15 protein-coding genes and 1 pseudogene are annotated in these 17,178 nt (G+C 52.3%); 12 read left to right on the plus strand and 4 right to left on the minus strand.

Annotated features, from left to right (window positions below; all coding sequences use genetic code 11):
* The first annotated feature begins 74 nt into the window (after positions 1 to 74).
* The 5 genes from acpP to mltG all read left to right on the plus strand — a co-directional run bounded on the left by acpP (position 75) and on the right by mltG (position 4,977).
* Complete coding sequence (gene acpP / locus OEW58_01675) at positions 75 to 311, plus strand: acyl carrier protein (GenBank protein ID MDH5300055.1); 237 nt, start codon at positions 75 to 77, stop codon at positions 309 to 311.
* A 93-nt stretch (positions 312 to 404) separates the two neighbouring features.
* Complete coding sequence (gene fabF / locus OEW58_01680) at positions 405 to 1,643, plus strand: beta-ketoacyl-ACP synthase II (GenBank protein ID MDH5300056.1); 1,239 nt, start codon at positions 405 to 407, stop codon at positions 1,641 to 1,643.
* Between the two features lie 69 nt (positions 1,644 to 1,712).
* Positions 1,713 to 3,101 (plus strand): aminodeoxychorismate synthase component I, encoded by a 1,389-nt coding sequence (locus OEW58_01685; protein MDH5300057.1) that lies wholly within the window; start codon positions 1,713 to 1,715, stop codon positions 3,099 to 3,101.
* Positions 3,098 to 3,934 carry an aminodeoxychorismate lyase gene (gene pabC, locus OEW58_01690; GenBank protein MDH5300058.1) on the plus strand — a complete coding sequence of 279 codons (837 nt, stop codon included), beginning with the start codon at positions 3,098 to 3,100 and terminating at the stop codon, positions 3,932 to 3,934. The genes OEW58_01685 and pabC overlap by 4 nt, the downstream gene beginning before the upstream one ends.
* On the plus strand, positions 3,934 to 4,977 hold the full coding sequence (gene mltG / locus OEW58_01695) for an endolytic transglycosylase MltG (GenBank protein ID MDH5300059.1): 1,044 nt from the start codon (positions 3,934 to 3,936) through the stop codon (positions 4,975 to 4,977). Before pabC ends, mltG begins: the two co-directional genes overlap by 1 nt.
* A gap of 15 nt (positions 4,978 to 4,992) precedes the next feature.
* Here mltG and OEW58_01700 read toward each other — a convergent pair whose 3' ends face one another.
* Positions 4,993 to 6,210 (minus strand): TraB/GumN family protein, encoded by a 1,218-nt coding sequence (locus tag OEW58_01700; GenBank protein MDH5300060.1) that lies wholly within the window; start codon positions 6,208 to 6,210, stop codon positions 4,993 to 4,995.
* Positions 6,211 to 6,563: 353 nt separating this feature from the next.
* Between OEW58_01700 and rimP the strand changes: the two genes are divergently transcribed.
* The 7 genes from rimP to pnp all read left to right on the plus strand — a co-directional run bounded on the left by rimP (position 6,564) and on the right by pnp (position 14,933).
* The gene (gene rimP / locus OEW58_01705) at positions 6,564 to 7,019 is read left to right on the plus strand and encodes a ribosome maturation factor RimP (protein MDH5300061.1); all 456 of its coding nucleotides are present in this window, start codon (positions 6,564 to 6,566) and stop codon (positions 7,017 to 7,019) included.
* 17 nt (positions 7,020 to 7,036) lie between these two features.
* The gene (gene nusA / locus OEW58_01710) at positions 7,037 to 8,533 is read left to right on the plus strand and encodes a transcription termination factor NusA (GenBank protein MDH5300062.1); all 1,497 of its coding nucleotides are present in this window, start codon (positions 7,037 to 7,039) and stop codon (positions 8,531 to 8,533) included.
* Between the two features lie 19 nt (positions 8,534 to 8,552).
* Positions 8,553 to 11,120: a translation initiation factor IF-2 gene (gene infB / locus OEW58_01715; GenBank protein ID MDH5300063.1), complete on the plus strand. Its 2,568-nt coding sequence runs from the start codon at positions 8,553 to 8,555 to the stop codon at positions 11,118 to 11,120.
* Positions 11,121 to 11,498, plus strand: coding sequence for a 30S ribosome-binding factor RbfA (rbfA, locus tag OEW58_01720; GenBank protein MDH5300064.1), 378 nt, complete (start codon positions 11,121 to 11,123; stop codon positions 11,496 to 11,498).
* Between the two features lie 6 nt (positions 11,499 to 11,504).
* Complete coding sequence (gene truB, locus OEW58_01725; protein MDH5300065.1) at positions 11,505 to 12,425, plus strand: tRNA pseudouridine(55) synthase TruB; 921 nt, start codon at positions 11,505 to 11,507, stop codon at positions 12,423 to 12,425.
* Between the two features lie 107 nt (positions 12,426 to 12,532).
* Positions 12,533 to 12,802, plus strand: coding sequence for a 30S ribosomal protein S15 (gene rpsO / locus OEW58_01730; GenBank protein MDH5300066.1), 270 nt, complete (start codon positions 12,533 to 12,535; stop codon positions 12,800 to 12,802).
* Between the two features lie 28 nt (positions 12,803 to 12,830).
* Positions 12,831 to 14,933: a polyribonucleotide nucleotidyltransferase gene (gene pnp / locus OEW58_01735; GenBank protein ID MDH5300067.1), complete on the plus strand. Its 2,103-nt coding sequence runs from the start codon at positions 12,831 to 12,833 to the stop codon at positions 14,931 to 14,933.
* Between the two features lie 77 nt (positions 14,934 to 15,010).
* Here the strand turns inward: pnp and hflD are convergent, their stop codons facing one another.
* The 3 genes and pseudogenes from hflD to cspD form a co-directional block, all read right to left on the minus strand.
* The gene (gene hflD / locus OEW58_01740) at positions 15,011 to 15,628 is read right to left on the minus strand and encodes a high frequency lysogenization protein HflD (protein MDH5300068.1); all 618 of its coding nucleotides are present in this window, start codon (positions 15,626 to 15,628) and stop codon (positions 15,011 to 15,013) included.
* A gap of 11 nt (positions 15,629 to 15,639) precedes the next feature.
* Positions 15,640 to 16,749, minus strand: a complete 1,110-nt coding sequence (gene mnmA, locus OEW58_01745) for a tRNA 2-thiouridine(34) synthase MnmA (GenBank protein ID MDH5300069.1) — start codon at positions 16,747 to 16,749, stop codon at positions 15,640 to 15,642.
* Between the two features lie 205 nt (positions 16,750 to 16,954).
* A pseudogene (cspD, locus tag OEW58_01750) lies at positions 16,955 to 17,155 on the minus strand (cold shock domain-containing protein CspD).
* Between the last annotated feature and the right edge of the window lie 23 nt (positions 17,156 to 17,178).

Genomic DNA, 17,178 nt, shown 5'->3' on the forward strand with positions numbered 1-17,178 from the left:
TGGACATCTGATAACTTTCCAATACAATACGGCCCCAGCAAAATACTGACCCTTATTTCGGAGGAATAGAGAAAATGAGCAGCATCGAAGAACGCGTAAAGAAGATCGTTGTTGAGCAATTGGGCGTTAAAGAAGAAGAAGTTAGCAACGAAGCTTCTTTCGTAGATGACCTGGGTGCCGATTCTCTGGACACGGTTGAGCTGGTAATGGCTCTGGAAGAAGAATTCGAAACTGAAATTCCTGACGAAGAAGCTGAGAAAATCACCACTGTTCAGCAGGCGATTGACTACATCAACTCCAGCAAGGGCTAATTTGCCTCGGTGTTGAGATAGCTTGTTAGAATAAGGCCGCAACCCTTTCCGGTAGCGGCCTTTTTTATTGATTGATTGACGAGGGGGTTAACCTTGGCTGGAAGACGCGTAGTAATCACAGGTCTGGGGGCGGTATCGCCACTGGGTTTGAATGTCGCTGACACCTGGGCGGGTATTCTCGCGGGTAAGAGCGGGATTCGTCCATTGGAGCATTTCGATACCACGGATTTTTCCGTGCGCTTTGGTGGTTCCGTATGGGGCTTTGATGCATCGACCATTATGTCGCCCAAAGAGGCGCGTAAAATGGACGTGTTCATCCATTACGGCATCGCAGCGGCTCAGGAAGCAATGGCTGATTCAGGCATTGAAGTGACTGAGGAAAATGCCGAGCGCATCGGTGTGGCGATTGGTTCTGGTATCGGTGGTCTGACTGGTATTGAAGCCGGTCGCGTGGCCTTTGATAAAGGCGGTCCACGTAAGATTTCCCCGTTCTTCGTTCCAAGTAACATCATCAACATGATTTCGGGCAACTTCTCAACCATGAATGGTTTGAAAGGCCCCAATTTTGCCATCGTTACTGCCTGTACCACGGGTACGCATAACATTGGCGAAGCGGCGCGTATCATTAAGTACGGCGATGCCGATGTGATGATTGCCGGTGGTGCGGAAATGGCAACCAGTCCGACCGGTCTGGGTGGCTTTGCTGCGGCACGTGCGCTGTCTACGCGTAACGAAGATCCGCAGGCAGCCAGTCGTCCTTGGGATAAAGACCGTGATGGTTTCGTGCTGAGTGATGGTGCCGGTGTTGTTGTGCTGGAAGAATACGAACACGCCAAAGCGCGCGGTGCGAAAATCTACGCTGAAGTTATCGGTTACGGCATGAGTGCGGATGCATATCACATGACTCTGCCACCTCCCGGTGGTGAAGGCGCGATGCGCTGCATGCGCAATGCGTTGCGTGATGCCAAGATCAATCCTGATCAAATCAGCTACATCAACGCGCACGGTACTTCTACGCCTGCCGGCGACGTGGCTGAGACTCAGGCGGTGAAATCAGTGATGGGTGCAGCAGCGAAGAAAGTGGCTGTCAGCTCTACCAAGTCCATGACAGGTCACATGTTGGGTGCTGCGGGCGGTATCGAAGCCGTGTTCAGCGCGCTGGCGATTCGCGATCAGGTTGCTCCACCGACCATCAATTTGGACAATCCCGATCCTGAATGTGATCTGGACTACGTGCCGCACACGGCGCGTCAGATGAATGTGGATATCGTTGTTTCCAACTCCTTCGGTTTTGGTGGCACCAACGGTACTATCGTTCTGCGTAAAGTCTAAGGGATGCGGACCGCTCCTGACGGGGCGGTCCGGCTCTTTGTTCGGTGATTTCACGGAGATTACCGTCTGATGAACGTCAAACGTTTCACCCAGAAAATTCCCGGATCTTTCGATCTCTTATCCCTGCACGAATTTCGTCCTGAGCGTTACCCTTATCTGTTGGAAAGCGTTGCCAAGGGGACGGTCAATTCCCGTTACGATATTTTGTTTGCCTTCCCCGGCTCATCATTGGTGTTGAATGACTTTTTGGGACACCAAGGTCATATTCCGATGCGTCTGAAGGGCAATGATTTTCTAAAAAATCTCGATTTCTGGATGCAGCTGGAACCAAAGATCAAGGAAGAAGTTCCCGATCTGCCGTTTCACGGCGGCTGGTTTGTTTATCTTTCCTACGAGGTGGCTGCGCAGGTGGAGCCATCGCTGAAGCTACCGATGTTGCCGCGCAGTTTGCCGGTGGCGTTTGCAACACGCTGTCCTGCGGCAGTGATTCAGGATCATCACGAGCAGTGTCTGTATCTGGTTGCTGAAGGGGAAGAAGATTTTCGTTTGCAGGCGATGATTGACGATGTTGCGTTGTTACAGCAAACATCTGCCAAAGAAAATAGATCCGTTAAAATCAAAAATCTCGAAGAAGAAAATCCGCAGCGATATATCGATGCTGTGAAGTCGGTACACGACTATATTCTTGCGGGCGATGTTTTTCAGGCAAACGTTTCGCGTCTGTGGCAGGCGGAACTGGATGGGCGATATCGGCCCAGTGAATTGTATCGGCGACTGCGTCTTTCCAATCCTGCCCCGTTTGCCGGATTGGCCCGATGGCAACAGGCCAGCATTATCAGTTCTTCGCCTGAGCGCTTGTTGCGCGTGAAAGGACGGACGGCGCAGACCCGTCCCATTGCTGGCACACGGCCACGTACTCGCGATGAGCATGGGCAGTTTTCGTCGCAGCGGGATCAGGCAGCGATTGATGAATTAATCCATCATCCCAAAGAGCGCGCAGAGCATGTGATGTTGATCGATCTGGAGCGTAATGATCTGGGGCGCGTGTGTGTCCCGGGCACGGTGCAGGTGGATGAGTTTATGGTGCTGGAATCTTATGAGCATGTGCACCATATTGTTTCAAATGTGCGAGGCGAATTGCGGGACGATGTCAGTGCCGGTGACGCGCTTCGAGCAGTGTTTCCTGGGGGAACGATTACCGGTTGCCCCAAGGTTCGCTGCATGGAGATTATTGCAGAGCTGGAACAGAAACCGCGCGAGGCCTATACGGGCTCTATGGGATATGTGAATTTAAACGGTGATATGGATTTGAATATACTGATTCGGACGTTGATCCAGGATGGCAACCAGGTTCAGTTTCGTGCAGGTGCGGGGTTGGTGATGGATTCCATCGCTGAAAATGAAGTGGACGAGACTGTGGCAAAGGCTCGCGGTATGTTAATGGCGCTCATGGGATGACAACAAAAACACTGATCAACGGTGATTGGAGTGAGACGGTTTCTTACTCGGATCGAGGTTTGAACTACGGTGATGGCCTGTTTGAAACCATTGCCGTTCGTCATGGTAAACCGGTGCAATGGGAACAGCATTGGCGGCGGTTGCAGCAAAGCTGCGAACGGATGCGCTTTCCTGTGTTGGATGAAGCGCAATGGCTGGCGGACATTGCGCAACTGTGCGCCGGGCAGGATACGGGTGTCATTAAATTGATTGTGACGCGCGGTCCGGCGATGCGTGGTTATCGTTTGCCAGAACCGGTTAATTTGACGCGCATTGTTTCGTTTTCGGTGATGCCGGATTATCCCGAGAGCTACTGGCAGCAGGGGGTGAAATTGCATTTGTGCGAAATGCGTCTGGGCAGAAATGCGCATCTTGCCGGTATGAAGCACCTCAATCGCCTCGAGCATGTATTGGCGCGCGCCGAATGGTCTGATGACAATATTGTTGAAGGTTTGCTGCTCGATAGTGAAGGCTATGTTATCGAGGGCGTGATTAGTAATATTTTTTGGGTGAAAGATCAGCAGTTGTTCACGCCGGATTTGTCACAGTGCGGTGTGGTTGGGGTGATGCGCGAAACGGTGATTCAGTTGGCGCAGGAAATGGACATTTCACTGAACTGCGGGCAGTATATCCTCAGAGATCTGTACGCTGCTGATGAGGTTTTCTTGACCAATAGTTTGGTAGGCATCTGGCCTGTGCGGGCATTGGGTGGTTCGCGGTTTGATACCAGTGAACAAGCCATGCCAGTGACACGGAAATTACAACAAGAAATACAACGACGATTTTTTGTTTGATGAAAACGCTGTTTTATAAATTGCTGGGAGTGGGCATCGTTGCATTCAGTTTGTACGCAGGCTGGATGTGGATGAGTGTGGATAATTTTGCGACTACGCCAGTGGATACGGGCGAGGGTAATGCCGAGTTTACTGTTCCCAGTGGCGCGGGCTTGAATCGTGTTGCGCACTTGCTTGAAGAGGAAGGTATCATTTCTTCTGCCAAGTGGTTGCGCTGGCTGGCACGCATGGATGGTATGGGGGCAAAAATTCATGCTGGTGAGTATGAAATTCCCAAAGGAACCACTGCGCGCGAATTGTTGCAGTTGATTGCTAGCGGCAAAGTAAAACAGTATAGCCTGACGATTATTGAAGGCTGGACCTTTCGTCAGATGATGCAAGTGGTTAATGCGCATCCAAAGTTGCGTCACACCTTGGTCGGAAAAACGGACGCACAAATTATGGCTGACCTGGGTTATGCGGGACAGCATCCTGAAGGTCGATTCTTGCCGGACACGTATTTTTTTCCGGCAGGCATGAGCGATGTGCAATTTTTACAACGTGCCTATGGGCAGTTAGAGCAGGTGCTGCAACGGGCGTGGGCAGAGCGTGATCCGGGCTTGCCGCTCAAGAGTGCATATGACGCACTGATCCTGGCGTCGATTGTGGAAAAAGAAACTGCTGTTGCCAGTGAGCGCGGACAGATTTCCGGCGTGTTTGTGCGTCGTTTGCAAATTCGGATGCGATTGCAGACCGACCCAACGGTGATTTATGGCATGGGTGAACTGTATGATGGCAATGTGCGCCGTGCAGATTTGCTGCGTGATACGCCCTACAACACTTACACTCGCTACGGTTTACCGCCAACGCCAATCGCGTTGCCCAGTGCTGCTGCGATTATGGCTGCGGTGCATCCTGAACCCGGCCAGGAGCTTTATTTTGTGGCCAAGGGTGATGGTAGTCATCATTTCTCTGCGACGATTGCTGAACACAATCGCGCAGTGCGTCAGTATCAGCTCAAGCGCGCCAGCGGCTATCGCAGCACGCCGGACAAGGGCAAGTGATCTTGCGGGCGGTTGTTACTGCGACAACCGCTCGAAGATGGCAAAGCCTGCGATGTAGGTGCCCATCGCTGACCCCAGGGAACTGAGGAAGAACACCAGCAAAATCCGGGTGACGCGATTGCGCCACCAGCCTCGGACCTGAGTGGTGTCCTGGCGCAGTTGACTGAAATCGCCGATAGTTGGGCGACGCAGGAAGGTTTCTACCAGTGCCGTGACCATACCCGCGCCGATGGCTGGATTGAGTGAGGTGATCGGTGCAGCAACAAACGCAGCCAGTATGGTCAGGATGTGACCGCCAGCGATGAGAGTGCCGATGGCTGCCAGGCTGCCGTTGATCACAATCCAGTCCATCACCATTTGCCAGCCCATATCCGGGCTGTGTGCAAAGCCAAATGCAAAACCGGCAAGAATTACCAGGACGATTAGCCACGGGATGTACTTGAACCAGCCGTTGCCGCTGGGGATGGTGTCCAGTTGACTGATTTCGGCCTCAGGTTGGCGATGTGACTCGTTCAGATAGCGTTCGATACCCTTGAGGTGGCCGGCGCCGATGACCGCCAATGTCTTGCGCGGCGGACCCGCGGCGTGTTCCTGGCGTAGCCGGGCGGCCATGTAGCGGTCGCGCTCGTCCACGAGCGGGGTGTAGATGTCTTCCTGCGAGTCGGCGAATTGCGCGAAGGTGGATTCGAGTACATCGCCTTGTTTCAGGCGCTCAATGTCCGCTTCGGTGACCTTTTCCTGAGAGAACAGTGACGTGAACAAGCCGCCGGCCAGATTAAATCGCTTCCACCAGGGAACATTGTGGTACACCCGCCTCAGGGTGGTGCCGACCTCGCGGTCGATAAGTAGCACCGGCAAATGGAGATGCTGGGCGCAGTCGATTGCGACGCGCATTTCTTCGCCGGGGCGAATGTTGAATTCTTCGGCCATGCGCTGCTGATAGGCACTGAGCGCCAGGGAGGCCGCAACCATGGACGCCTTGCCCTCACGGATGACTTTCAAAAGGTCCATTTTTGCAAATGAATCCTGATTAATCAGTGAGTTATGCCGACTAGGGCAGAGCTCGATGGCGACGGAGTCAAACTCGCCGGACTCAATGAGTTCGCGAACCTTGTCTGCGCTGGCGCGCGATACGTGCGCAGTACCCAGCAGGGTAATCTGATGGTCGCCGAGCTGAATTTGGGTGATAGGGTGGTTGCCCGGGGCTGGGCTAAGCGGTTCTGGCGTCGTCATCAATGTTGTCTATGTGTAAAACGGGCGGCAAATCTTAGCACACGCTCTGACGGGGTGGGTGTGGATTTGAATGATTTTGCAGGCCCATTGTCGATGCGGGAATGGGAGGGGCAGCAGCAGTCCAGGGATAATGGTGGTTGGCATTTGTTTTGTAAGCAAAATTTAAAGCTGGAGAGCGGGTGGATAGTTGTGTGAAAATGCGCTATGCGGCTTGTATTGGTTAAACAATTTGTCTATTATACGCATCCATTAGATTTGCACTCTTCACCGCTGTCGTTCCCTAGTGGATAGTGGTGAACAATTCGATGATTTACGAGTGGGCCGTTGGCCCATTTTTTATTTGTGGTATCGGAATGAGACAAACCGCTGTACAAGACCTGCTTGAGCCAGTCATCACTGCGATGGGATATGAATTGTTGGGAATAGAATTTATTTCCCAAGGCCGTCATTCCCTGCTGCGGATTTACCTGGATAAGCCTGAAGGGATTGTGATTGAGGATTGTGAAAAGGTAAGTCGGCAGGTAAGTGCCGTGTTGGACGTGGAAGATCCAATCAGTGGACAGTACACTCTAGAAGTGTCCTCTCCCGGCTTGGATCGTCCGTTGTTCACGTTAGCTCAGTGTGAACGTTTTGTCGGTGAGCAGGTGAATCTGCGTCTGCATACGCCACTTGAAGGTAGAAAAAAGTTTAAAGGTCAGTTGTCCGCGGTAACCGATGGCAAGCTGGTGGTCGAGGTGGACGGCAAATCCTATGAAATTCCGTTTGACTTGATGGAAAAAGCGAATTTGGTATCGGACATAAAGTTTTAAGCCTGGTGGAGGCTTGTATGAGCAAGGAAATTTTATTGGTTGTAGATGCCGTCTCGAACGAAAAAGGTGTCGAGAAGGCCATTATTTTTGAAGCTATTGAAGCGGCACTGGCGACGGCAACGCGCAAAAAACACGGTGGCGATATCGATGTGCGTGTGACGATTGACCGCGCAACTGGTAATTACGAAACATTCCGTCGCTGGTTGGTGGTGGACGACGAAGATCCCTCATTCGAATCCCCAGTGAAACAGATCTTGTTGGCGGCTGCTCTGCAGAAACAACCTGGCATTCAGGCTGGTGACTACATTGAAGAACCTATCGAGTCTGTCGCGTTTGGCCGTATTGCTGCGCAGACGGCAAAACAGGTTATCGTGCAAAAGGTACGCGAGGCTGAGCGCGCCCAGGTGGTTGACGAGTTTCTTGAGCGCGTTGGCGAACTGATCACGGGTCAGGTTAAGCGCGTTGAAAAAGGTAATGTCTATCTGGATCTGGGCGGTAATGCGGAAGGCGTGATTCTGCGTGAGGACATGATTCCACGCGAGAATCTGCGTCCAGGTGACCGTGTACGTGGCTACCTGCGCGATGTGCGCGGCGAAGCACGCGGACCGCAAATTTTTATTAGTCGCAGCGCCCCTGAACTGTTGATTGAACTGTTTAAGCTGGAAGTGCCGGAAGTGGGCGAAGGTCTGATCGAAGTGGTCAGCGCTGCCCGTGATCCAGGTGCTCGCGCAAAAATTGCGGTGAGAGCGCACGATACGCGCATTGACCCTGTAGGGGCGTGTGTTGGTATGCGTGGCTCACGTGTGCAGGCGGTGTCTAACGAACTGTCCGGCGAGCGCGTCGACATCATCGTCTGGAATGACAATCCTGCCCAGTTCGTGATTAACGCAATGGCACCCGCAGAAGTGCTGTCCATCGTGGTTGATGAAGACGCAGGTAGCATGGATGTTGCCGTTGCTGAAGATCAGTTGTCTCAGGCGATTGGTCGCGGCGGTCAAAATGTGAAGCTGGCCAGCGAATTGACAGGCTGGACGCTCAACGTGATGACCCAGGCTCAGGCTCAGGAAAAGAGCCAGGGTGAAGCGCAGAAATTAATAGCCATGTTCGTCCAGAAACTGGATGTGGACGAGGATGTGGCAACAATTCTGGTTGACGAAGGTTTTGCCAGCGTCGACGAAGTGGCCTACGTGCCAATGAATGAAATGCTGCAAATTGCAGAGTTTGATGAAGATACGGTAGAAGAATTACGTCATCGTGCGCGCGATTATTTGTTGACCAGTGCGATTGCTGCGGAAGAAAAACTGGAATCCGCAGAGCCTTCCGAGGACCTTCTGAACATGGAAGGCATGACCGAAGAAATGGCAGTTACATTGGCAGCAAGTGGCGTGGCGACTATGGAAGACCTCGCAGATCAGGGGGTTGATGAGGTTGTATCAATACTGTCCATCAGCAAAGAACAGGCGGGGAAATTAATTATGACCGCCCGCGAACCCTGGTTCGCCAACGAGGAATAACACAGGAGTTTAGCAACACATGGCTGAAGTAACGGTAAAACAGTTTGCAGAGGTTGTTGGCATCCCGGTCGATCGCCTGTTGGCGCAATTGGGTGAGGCTGGATTGGCAAAAGATCAGGCCGATGAATTGATTACCGAAGATGAGAAGATGCAGTTGCTGGAGTATCTGCGCAGCCGTCATGGGGCGGGTGAAGCAGAATCGGCAACCGGTCCTCGCAAGATTACGCTCAAGCGTAAGTCGGTCAGTGAACTCAAGCAAGGCTCTGTTGCGCGTCCTAATGCCCGTCGTAGTGGTTCAGAACCCGCTGCGCGCACGGTGAGCGTAGAGGTACGCAAGCGTCGTACGTTTGTGAAGCGCAGCGATGTTGAACCTTCCGAACAAGATGTGGCAGCAATGGCGGCCAAGCAGGCACTGGAAGAAAAGCGCCACGCAGAACACCAGGCTGTTGTTGAGGAACAAGTGCGCAAGGCTGAAGAGCCTCGTAAGGCTGATGAACAACGTAAGCCAGACGTTTATGAGGAGGAAGAAAAAACTCCTGAGGCGGAAATTGTGTTGCCAGTAGAACTCGAGGCCCCGGGCGTTGGCCCGATCGCGGCTGTTGCTGCGTTAGTTGATGAAGACGCAAAAGGCGCCAGCAAGAAGAGCAAAAAGCGCGGTAAAGAGCGCGGTGAGAAAGGTAGTTCTCACTTCCGCGACGAAGATCGTGATGATGGTGGTTCGGTTGATCGCGGCGGTCGCCGTGGCTCGAAGCGCAAAGATGGCGGCAAACGCGCCGTTGGACGCGCTAATTCGCCTAATGGTCAACATGGTTTTGAAAAACCCACCAAGCCGGTCGTGCGCGAAGTTTCTATTCCCGAAACACTGACGGTAGCTGAACTGGCCAACAAGATGTCGGTCAAGGCTGCTGAAGTGATCAAAGAACTGATCAAGCTGGGTACGATGGCGACCATCAACCAGGTGCTGGATCAGACGACGGCAGCTCTCCTGGTTGAGGAGATGGGTCATACCGTTAAATTGATGAATGAAAATGCGATTGAGGACAATCTGTTCGTGCGCGAAAACGCCAGCGATGCAGAGCCACGTCCTCCGGTTATTACCGTAATGGGTCACGTTGACCACGGTAAAACATCGTTGCTGGATTACATCCGTGCAACGCGCGTAGCTTCAGGCGAAGCAGGTGGTATTACCCAGCACATTGGTGCGTATCACGTAGAAACCGAGAAGGGCATGATTTCCTTCCTGGATACTCCGGGTCACTCGGCGTTTACCGCCATGCGTGCCCGTGGTGCCAAGGTTACGGACATCGTTATCCTGGTGGTGGCAGCCGATGACGGTGTAATGCCACAGACCAAAGAAGCGGTGCAGCATGCTCGTGCGGCAGGTGTGCCGATCGTGGTCGCTGTCAACAAAATGGACAAGCCCGAAGCTGATCCAGAGCGCGTTAAGAGCGAGCTGGCACAGATGAATGTCATCTCCGAAGAATGGGGCGGTGACACGATGTTTGTGCATGTGTCTGCCAAAACCGGTGATGGCGTTGACGCGTTGCTAGACGCGGTACTGTTGCAGGCTGAAGTGTTGGAACTGAAGGCTGTGGCCAAAGGTCCTGCGCACGGCGTGGTGGTTGAATCCCGTTTGGACAAAGGTCGCGGTGCGGTTGCAACTGTACTGGTGCAGAGCGGTTGCCTGAAAAAAGGTGATGTGATCCTGGCCGGCCAAGAGTTTGGTCGTGTTCGCGCCATGCTGGATGAAAACGGAAAACCTGTTCTCGAAGCGGGTCCATCTATTCCGGTTGAGGTGCTGGGTTTGTCCGGTACGCCTAACGCCGGTGATGAAGTGGTTGTAGTGCCCGACGAACGCAAGGCGCGTGAAATTGCCAACTTCCGCCAGGGCAAGTACCGTGAAGTTAAACTGGCGAAGCAGCAGGCATCCAAGCTGGAGAACTTATTCTCGCAGATGGCTGAAGGTGAAGTGGCGACGGTCAATATCGTTCTTAAGACCGACGTTCAGGGCTCATTGGAAGCACTGAGTGATGCGTTGGTTGGCCTGTCTACAGACGAAGTGCGTGTTAAAATTATTGCTGGTGGTGTGGGTGGTATTACCGAATCCGATGCCAACCTGGCATTGGCGTCCAGCGCAATCATGATTGGCTTTAACGTGCGTGCAGACAGTACTGCTCGTCGTTTGATCGAAGATGGCGGCGTTGATCTGCACTACTACAGCGTTATCTACGATGTCATCGATGAAGTGAAGCTGGCCATGAGCGGCTTGCTGTCGCCAGAAACTCGCGAAGACATTATCGGTCTGGCGGAGGTGCGCGATGTGTTCCGTTCGCCCAAGATCGGTGCGATCGCTGGCTGTATGGTTACCGATGGCGTGCTCAAGCGTAACAACCCGATCCGCGTACTGCGCAACAACGTGGTTATCTATGAAGGCGAGCTGGAATCTCTGCGCCGCTTCAAGGATGACGTCAACGAAGTTAAACAGGGCTACGAGTGTGGTATCGGCGTGAAGAACTACAACGACGTGAAGGTTGGCGATCAGATCGAGGTCTATGAACGCGTAGTGGTAAAACGCGAGATCGCATAAGTGGCTGGATCAGAACGTACTCGTAAAATTGGTGAGCAGATCCAGCAGACGCTGGCTCAGGTGCTACAGCGCGAGGTCAAAGACCCGCGCGTTGCTTGGGTGACGATTTCTGCGGTGCATCTCACCCGTGATTTGCAGAATGCCAAGGTGTTTTACACCGTATTGAATGATGATGCCGATGCGCGCAAAGATGCGCACAAAACATTGGGTAACATCAGTGGGTTTTTGCGCCATGAGTTGGGGCAGCGCTTGAAACTGCGCGCGTTGCCGCAACTGGTTTTCGTCTATGACGAATCCATTGAGCGTGGTAACCGCCTTGCTCGTTTGATCGACAGTGCGGTGGCTACCGAGCGCAAAGACGATCCACAGCAGGATTAAGTCAGTATGGGACGCCGACATAAGCGTGGCCGTGCGGTCAACGGTATTTTGCTGCTCGACAAGCCGATAGGGGAGACCTCCAATCGGTCGCTGCAGCGAGCCAAGCGTCTGTTTGATGCCGCCAAGGCGGGTCATACCGGCAGCTTGGATCCCTTGGCCAGTGGTTTGTTGCCGCTGTGTTTCGGTGAGGCAACCAAGGTCTCTGCGTTTTTGTTGGATGCAGACAAGGCCTACCGCTGCGAAGCCAAGCTGGGCGTGGTGACCAACACCGGTGACGCCGATGGCGAAGTGATTCGCACACGTGAGGTGCCCAAACTGGATAGGCAGCAGGTTGAAACCCTGTTGCAAAGTTTTGTGGGTGAGCAAGATCAAGTGCCACCCATGTTTTCAGCCATTAAACAAAATGGCAAAGCTCTTTATGAATTGGCCCGCGAGGGCATTGAGGTGGAGCGCAAGCCGCGCACCATCACAATATATTCTTTAGAACTTCTGGAGTTTGCGGAGGATCGCCTGGTTTTCGACGTGCACTGTTCCAAAGGAACCTATGTGCGCACGTTGGTCGAAGATCTGGGTGAAAAGATGGGTTGTGGAGCACATGTTACGGCACTGCGTCGTACACGTGTTGCACAGTTCAGGCTTGACGATACCCTTACCCTGGATGATCTTGCATTAATCCGTGATCAGCTAGGAGTAGAGGGGCTGGACGCCAAGCTAGTTCCCATGGAAGAAGCGCTGACGGAATGGCCACAAATCACCTTGAGTGACGATGCGGCCTTCTATCTGCGTCAGGGACAACCAGTACTGGTACCCAAGGCACCGACCGAAGGTATGGTACGTCTGTTTGAGAGTAGTGGCACCTTCATTGGAATGGGGCTGGTACTCGACGACGGCAGAATTGCACCAAAGCGCCTGTTAACCCAGGCCTAACGGGGCGATTTTACTTGGATTTTAAACAGAAACTTGTTCCTGTGAGCGTGTGCGGGTAAGATACGCGCAAATTCGCAGGTTTCAGAATACTACCTAGGAGCTGTATCATGGCATTAACTGCTGTTGACAAAGAGAAAATTGTTAAAGAATACCAAGTTGTCGAAGGCGACACGGGTTCTCCCGAAGTTCAGATCGCATTGCTGTCTGCCCGCATTGGTGATTTGTCTGGTCACTTTAAGACCCACGTTCACGACCACCACTCACGTCAGGGCTTGCTGAAAATGGTAAGTTCACGTCGTAAGTTGTTGGATTACCTGAAAAATAAAGATATCGAGCGTTACCGTAGCCTGATCGGCCGTCTGGGTCTGCGTAAGTAAATTCATAATTTTTCAAAAGGACTATTAAGTGGCTCCTATTACAAAGACATTTCAATACGGTGCGCACACCGTCAAATTGGAAACGGGCGAAATCGCCCGCCAGGCTACCGGCGCTGTTATGGTTAGCATTGGTGACACCGTGGTTCTGGTCACTGCCGTTGGCAAAAAGACGCCAACCCCTGGTCAGGATTTTTTCCCGCTGACCATCAACTATCAGGAAAAAACCTACGCTGCGGGCAAAATCCCCGGCGGTTTTTTCAAGCGCGAAGGCCGTCCGAGTGAGAAGGAAACCCTGGTTTCTCGTCTGATTGACCGTCCACTGCGTCCGCTGTTCCCCAAGGGCTTCAAGAACGAAGTTCAGGTGATCGCGACTGTAGTGTCCATGGACCCAGAAATCGATGCAGACATTGCTTCCATCATTGGTTCATCTGCTGCATTAGCAATCAGTGGTATGCCATTTAATGGTCCTTTGGGAGCTGCCAAAGTTGGTTTCAAGAATGGTGAGTTCATTCTGAATCCAAACCAGAGCCAGCTGAAAGATTCCGAATTGGATCTGGTTGTTGCCGGTACTGAAACTGCCGTACTGATGGTTGAGTCTGAAGCGAAAATGCTTCCAGAAGAAGTCATGCTGGGCGCGGTGATGTTCGGTCACGAACAGATGCAGACTGTTATCCGCGAGATCAAAGATTTTGCCGCCCAGGTAGGCACACCTGCTTGGGATTGGACTCCGCCCGCAAAGAATACTGCGCTGGAAAGTGCAGTGAGCGAAAAAGCGGCCTCTGGTGTGGCAGAAGCGTACAAAATTCAAGAAAAGATGGCTCGCTTGAACCGTCTGGGTGAAATCCGCGAAGCCACTGTTGCTGCGCTGGCCAAGGCAGACGATGCCGCTGAAGGCTGGTCTGCGCAAGAAGTTAGCGACGCGTTTGCGTCGTTGGAAAAGCGCACCGTGCGCGGCCAGATCATCAAAGGTCTGCCACGTATCGATGGTCGCGACACCGACACAGTGCGTCCGATTACTGTTCGTACCGGTGTACTGCCGCGTACCCATGGTTCCGCATTGTTCACCCGTGGTGAAACTCAGGCGCTGGTGGTAACTACCCTGGGTACTGAGCGTGATGCGCAGATGATTGACGCCATCGAGGGCGAATATCGCGAGCCGTTCATGTTCCATTACAACTTCCCTCCGTTCTGCGTGGGCGAGACCGGTTTTGTTGGTTCTCCCAAGCGTCGCGAAATCGGTCACGGCCGTTTGGCAAAACGCGGTGTGGCAGGTGTGATGCCAGACATGGAAACTTTCCCGTACTCCATTCGCGTGGTTTCCGAAATTACTGAATCCAATGGTTCCAGCTCCATGGCCTCCGTGTGTGGCTCTTCGCTGGCGCTGATGGATGCAGGCGTACCGTTGAAAGCACCGGTTGCTGGTATCGCGATGGGTCTGATTCTGGAAGGTTCCGAGTTTGCGGTTCTGACTGACATCCTGGGTGACGAAGATCACCTGGGCGATATGGACTTTAAAGTTGCCGGTTCCAAAGATGGCGTTACCGCGCTGCAGATGGATATCAAGATCCAGGGCATCACGCGTGAAATCATGGAAGTGGCACTGGACAAAGCTCGCAGTGGCCGTTTGCACATTCTGTCCAAGATGAATGCTGTACTGAGCGCGCATCGTGAAGACATGTCAGACTACGCACCGCGTTACGTGACGATCAAGATCAATCCTGATCGTATCCGTGATGTTATCGGTAAGGGTGGTGCAACCATCCGTGCGATCACTGAAGAAACCGGCACCAGCATCGACATCTCTGATGACGGTACAGTGAAGATTGCTTCTGTGGATCGTGCTGCGGGCATGGCTGCCAAGCGCCGCGTTGAAGAACTGACCATGGACGTTGAAGTAGGTCAGATCTACGACGGTACTGTTTCCAAGATTATGGACTTCGGTGCATTTGTGACTATCCTGCCAGGTAAAGATGGTTTGGTGCACATTTCACAGATTTCTGAAGAGCGCGTAGAAAATGTTTCTGACAAGCTGAGCCAAGGCCAGCGTGTGCGCGTTAAAGTACTGGAAATCGACAAGCAGGGTCGCATTCGCTTGAGCATGAAAGCCGTGGATGTTGAAACTGTAGCCTAATCTCACTGAGATTGAGCAAAAATAAAAAGGGGCCGAAAGGCCCCTTTTTGTTTATTTGCTAACGCCAATTTTGTTATTTAGCATTCACGCAATAATTCGTTGGCGGTGGACATTATTTTTTTGCGACTAAACAAAAACTGCCAGCGTCGACCGCCTTTCTGCCGCCACAGCACGGCCGAACGCATCAGTGCGAGCAATAAGGTGCGGACTTTCGCCGCATTGCCAGCATCGTTCAAATAACCTTGCTCACCATTGACGATGATGCGAGGCGTTAGTGTGCTGATGGTGTTGGAATAAATGTCTGCCAGATTGGCGATGACATTTTCATGTGTTGGCGAAAACATTTCGGCTTGTGAATTGGCGCGTTCAATACCGCTGGTGAGTTTGTTGAGCAAGTCGGGATGCTGATGAAGTTTTTTCTCCAGATGCGCGATACCAAGTACATATTGAGTTACCTCCATATCACGCTGCTTGTTCATCGGCGTGTAGAGTTCAGCCAGTAGCTCTAACCCATGTTTGACCCCTTGAGGTCCACCATAGACAGCTTCGGTGGTTGGTGCATCCGTTTTTAAAATGCTGTTAACTGCAGTGACAAAATCATTAGTCACACAGTTGCCTTCGCGCGCCACTTGGCGGACAAGGTCTCCCGCTTGAAACATGCCCGCGAGGGCAAGAGTTTGATCACGATACGACATAGTTTTCACTGTTATTGATAAATAATTCCATCGACATGTTCAATGACGCCTCCGCCGAGGCAATCCTCGCCTTGGTAGAATACTACCGATTGTCCAGGAGTGACAGCGCGCTGCGGCTGATCGAATGCTACTCGAATTTGGCCGTTTGGCAAAATATCGGTAATGGTGCATGCCTGATCACTTTGGCGATAGCGCGTTTTGGCGTAGCAGTGGTAGGGAAGTGGCGGCATGGAGCCGCTGACCCAATGCAATTGTCCGGCATGCAGTGTTTGACTTTGCAGTAGCGGGTGCTCGTGTCCCTGAGCGACAACGAGAATATTCTCGCGGATTTTCTTTCCGACCACAAACCATGGCGATTCACTCGAGTCGTTTCGACCACCGATCTGCAGACCCTTGCGTTGTCCCAGGGTGTAATACATCAGTCCATTATGTTGACCAATGATTTTGCCATCAGGGTCTTGCATCGATCCCGGCTGGGCGGGCAGGTAGTTCTGCAAGAAGTCAGTAAAATTGCGCTCGCCTATAAAGCAAATCCCGGTACTGTCTTTTTTATCGTGGGTGTGCAGATGGTACTGCTCGGCGATGGCGCGAACTTCCGGTTTTTCAAGTTCACCCACGGGGAAAAGGGTGTGCTTGAGCTGTGCTTGTCCCAGCGTGTACAGAAAGTATGACTGGTCTTTGTTGGCATCCAGTCCGCGCAGCAAATGGTATTGGCCATCAATCAAACGATTGCGCGCATAGTGGCCGGTAGCAATGTATTCTGCGCCCATGTCCAATGCTGTTTTTAAAAAAACATCAAACTTGATTTCACGGTTACATAGGATGTCGGGATTGGGTGTTCGACCGGCTTTGTATTCGGCAAGAAAATGACTGAATACTCGATCCCAATATTCAGGGGCAAAGTTAACCTGGCTAAAAGGAATGCCAAGTGTGTTGCAAACGTTTTCAGCGTCGGCGAGATCTTCCGCAATGGGGCATTGTCCGTCGCCATGGATGTCAATCCAGTTTTTCATGAACACGCCCTGGATGGGGTATCCCTTGTTGCGCAACAGCAGGGCAGTGACTGACGAGTCGACTCCTCCGGAAACGCCAACAACAACCTTGGGCAGAGTTTGATTCATAGGGCAATAGCGTACTAGGTGATTAACAAAACACTGCGATTGTATCAAATTCTGCCACTGGTCGCAGCGTGCGACGCTATTGATCGTTGGAGTGAATACAAAAGACAAAACCCTGCTCTCGCAGGGTTTTGTTAAGGGGTGGTCAAGCGGTTTCCAGGCTCGGGGATTCTGCTTTTTGGGATGAGGAATTGGTGCTTGTTGCGTCTACAGGTTGGATTTTTACGGCGTGCATGCCGCGAGGACCGTCGACAACATCAAACTGAACTTGTTGGCCTTGTTTCAGGGTTTTGTAGCCATCCATCTCGATAGCGGAAAAATGCGCGAAGATATCCGCATCGCTGCCGTCAGCCGAAATGAAACCGTAACCTTTTGCATTGTTAAACCATTTTACTACGCCAATTGCCATGGTTTATGTCTCCCTATTTTTTA

The organism is Gammaproteobacteria bacterium (genome assembly GCA_029884425.1).
Classification (GTDB): Bacteria; Pseudomonadota; Gammaproteobacteria; order S012-40; family S012-40; genus JAOUHV01.

Coding starts and splice junctions, on each gene's coding strand:
- pabC (MDH5300058.1), top strand. CDS start 3,098: ATGACAACAAAAACACTGATCAACGGTGATTGGAGTGAGACGGTTTCT.
- OEW58_01685 (MDH5300057.1), top strand. CDS start 1,713: ATGAACGTCAAACGTTTCACCCAGAAAATTCCCGGATCTTTCGATCTC.
- nusA (MDH5300062.1), top strand. CDS start 7,037: ATGAGCAAGGAAATTTTATTGGTTGTAGATGCCGTCTCGAACGAAAAA.
- mltG (MDH5300059.1), top strand. CDS start 3,934: ATGAAAACGCTGTTTTATAAATTGCTGGGAGTGGGCATCGTTGCATTC.
- rimP (MDH5300061.1), top strand. CDS start 6,564: ATGAGACAAACCGCTGTACAAGACCTGCTTGAGCCAGTCATCACTGCG.
- infB (MDH5300063.1), top strand. CDS start 8,553: ATGGCTGAAGTAACGGTAAAACAGTTTGCAGAGGTTGTTGGCATCCCG.
- OEW58_01700 (MDH5300060.1), bottom strand. CDS start 6,210: ATGACGACGCCAGAACCGCTTAGCCCAGCCCCGGGCAACCACCCTATC.
- hflD (MDH5300068.1), bottom strand. CDS start 15,628: ATGTCGTATCGTGATCAAACTCTTGCCCTCGCGGGCATGTTTCAAGCG.
- rpsO (MDH5300066.1), top strand. CDS start 12,533: ATGGCATTAACTGCTGTTGACAAAGAGAAAATTGTTAAAGAATACCAA.
- truB (MDH5300065.1), top strand. CDS start 11,505: ATGGGACGCCGACATAAGCGTGGCCGTGCGGTCAACGGTATTTTGCTG.
- acpP (MDH5300055.1), top strand. CDS start 75: ATGAGCAGCATCGAAGAACGCGTAAAGAAGATCGTTGTTGAGCAATTG.
- mnmA (MDH5300069.1), bottom strand. CDS start 16,749: ATGAATCAAACTCTGCCCAAGGTTGTTGTTGGCGTTTCCGGAGGAGTC.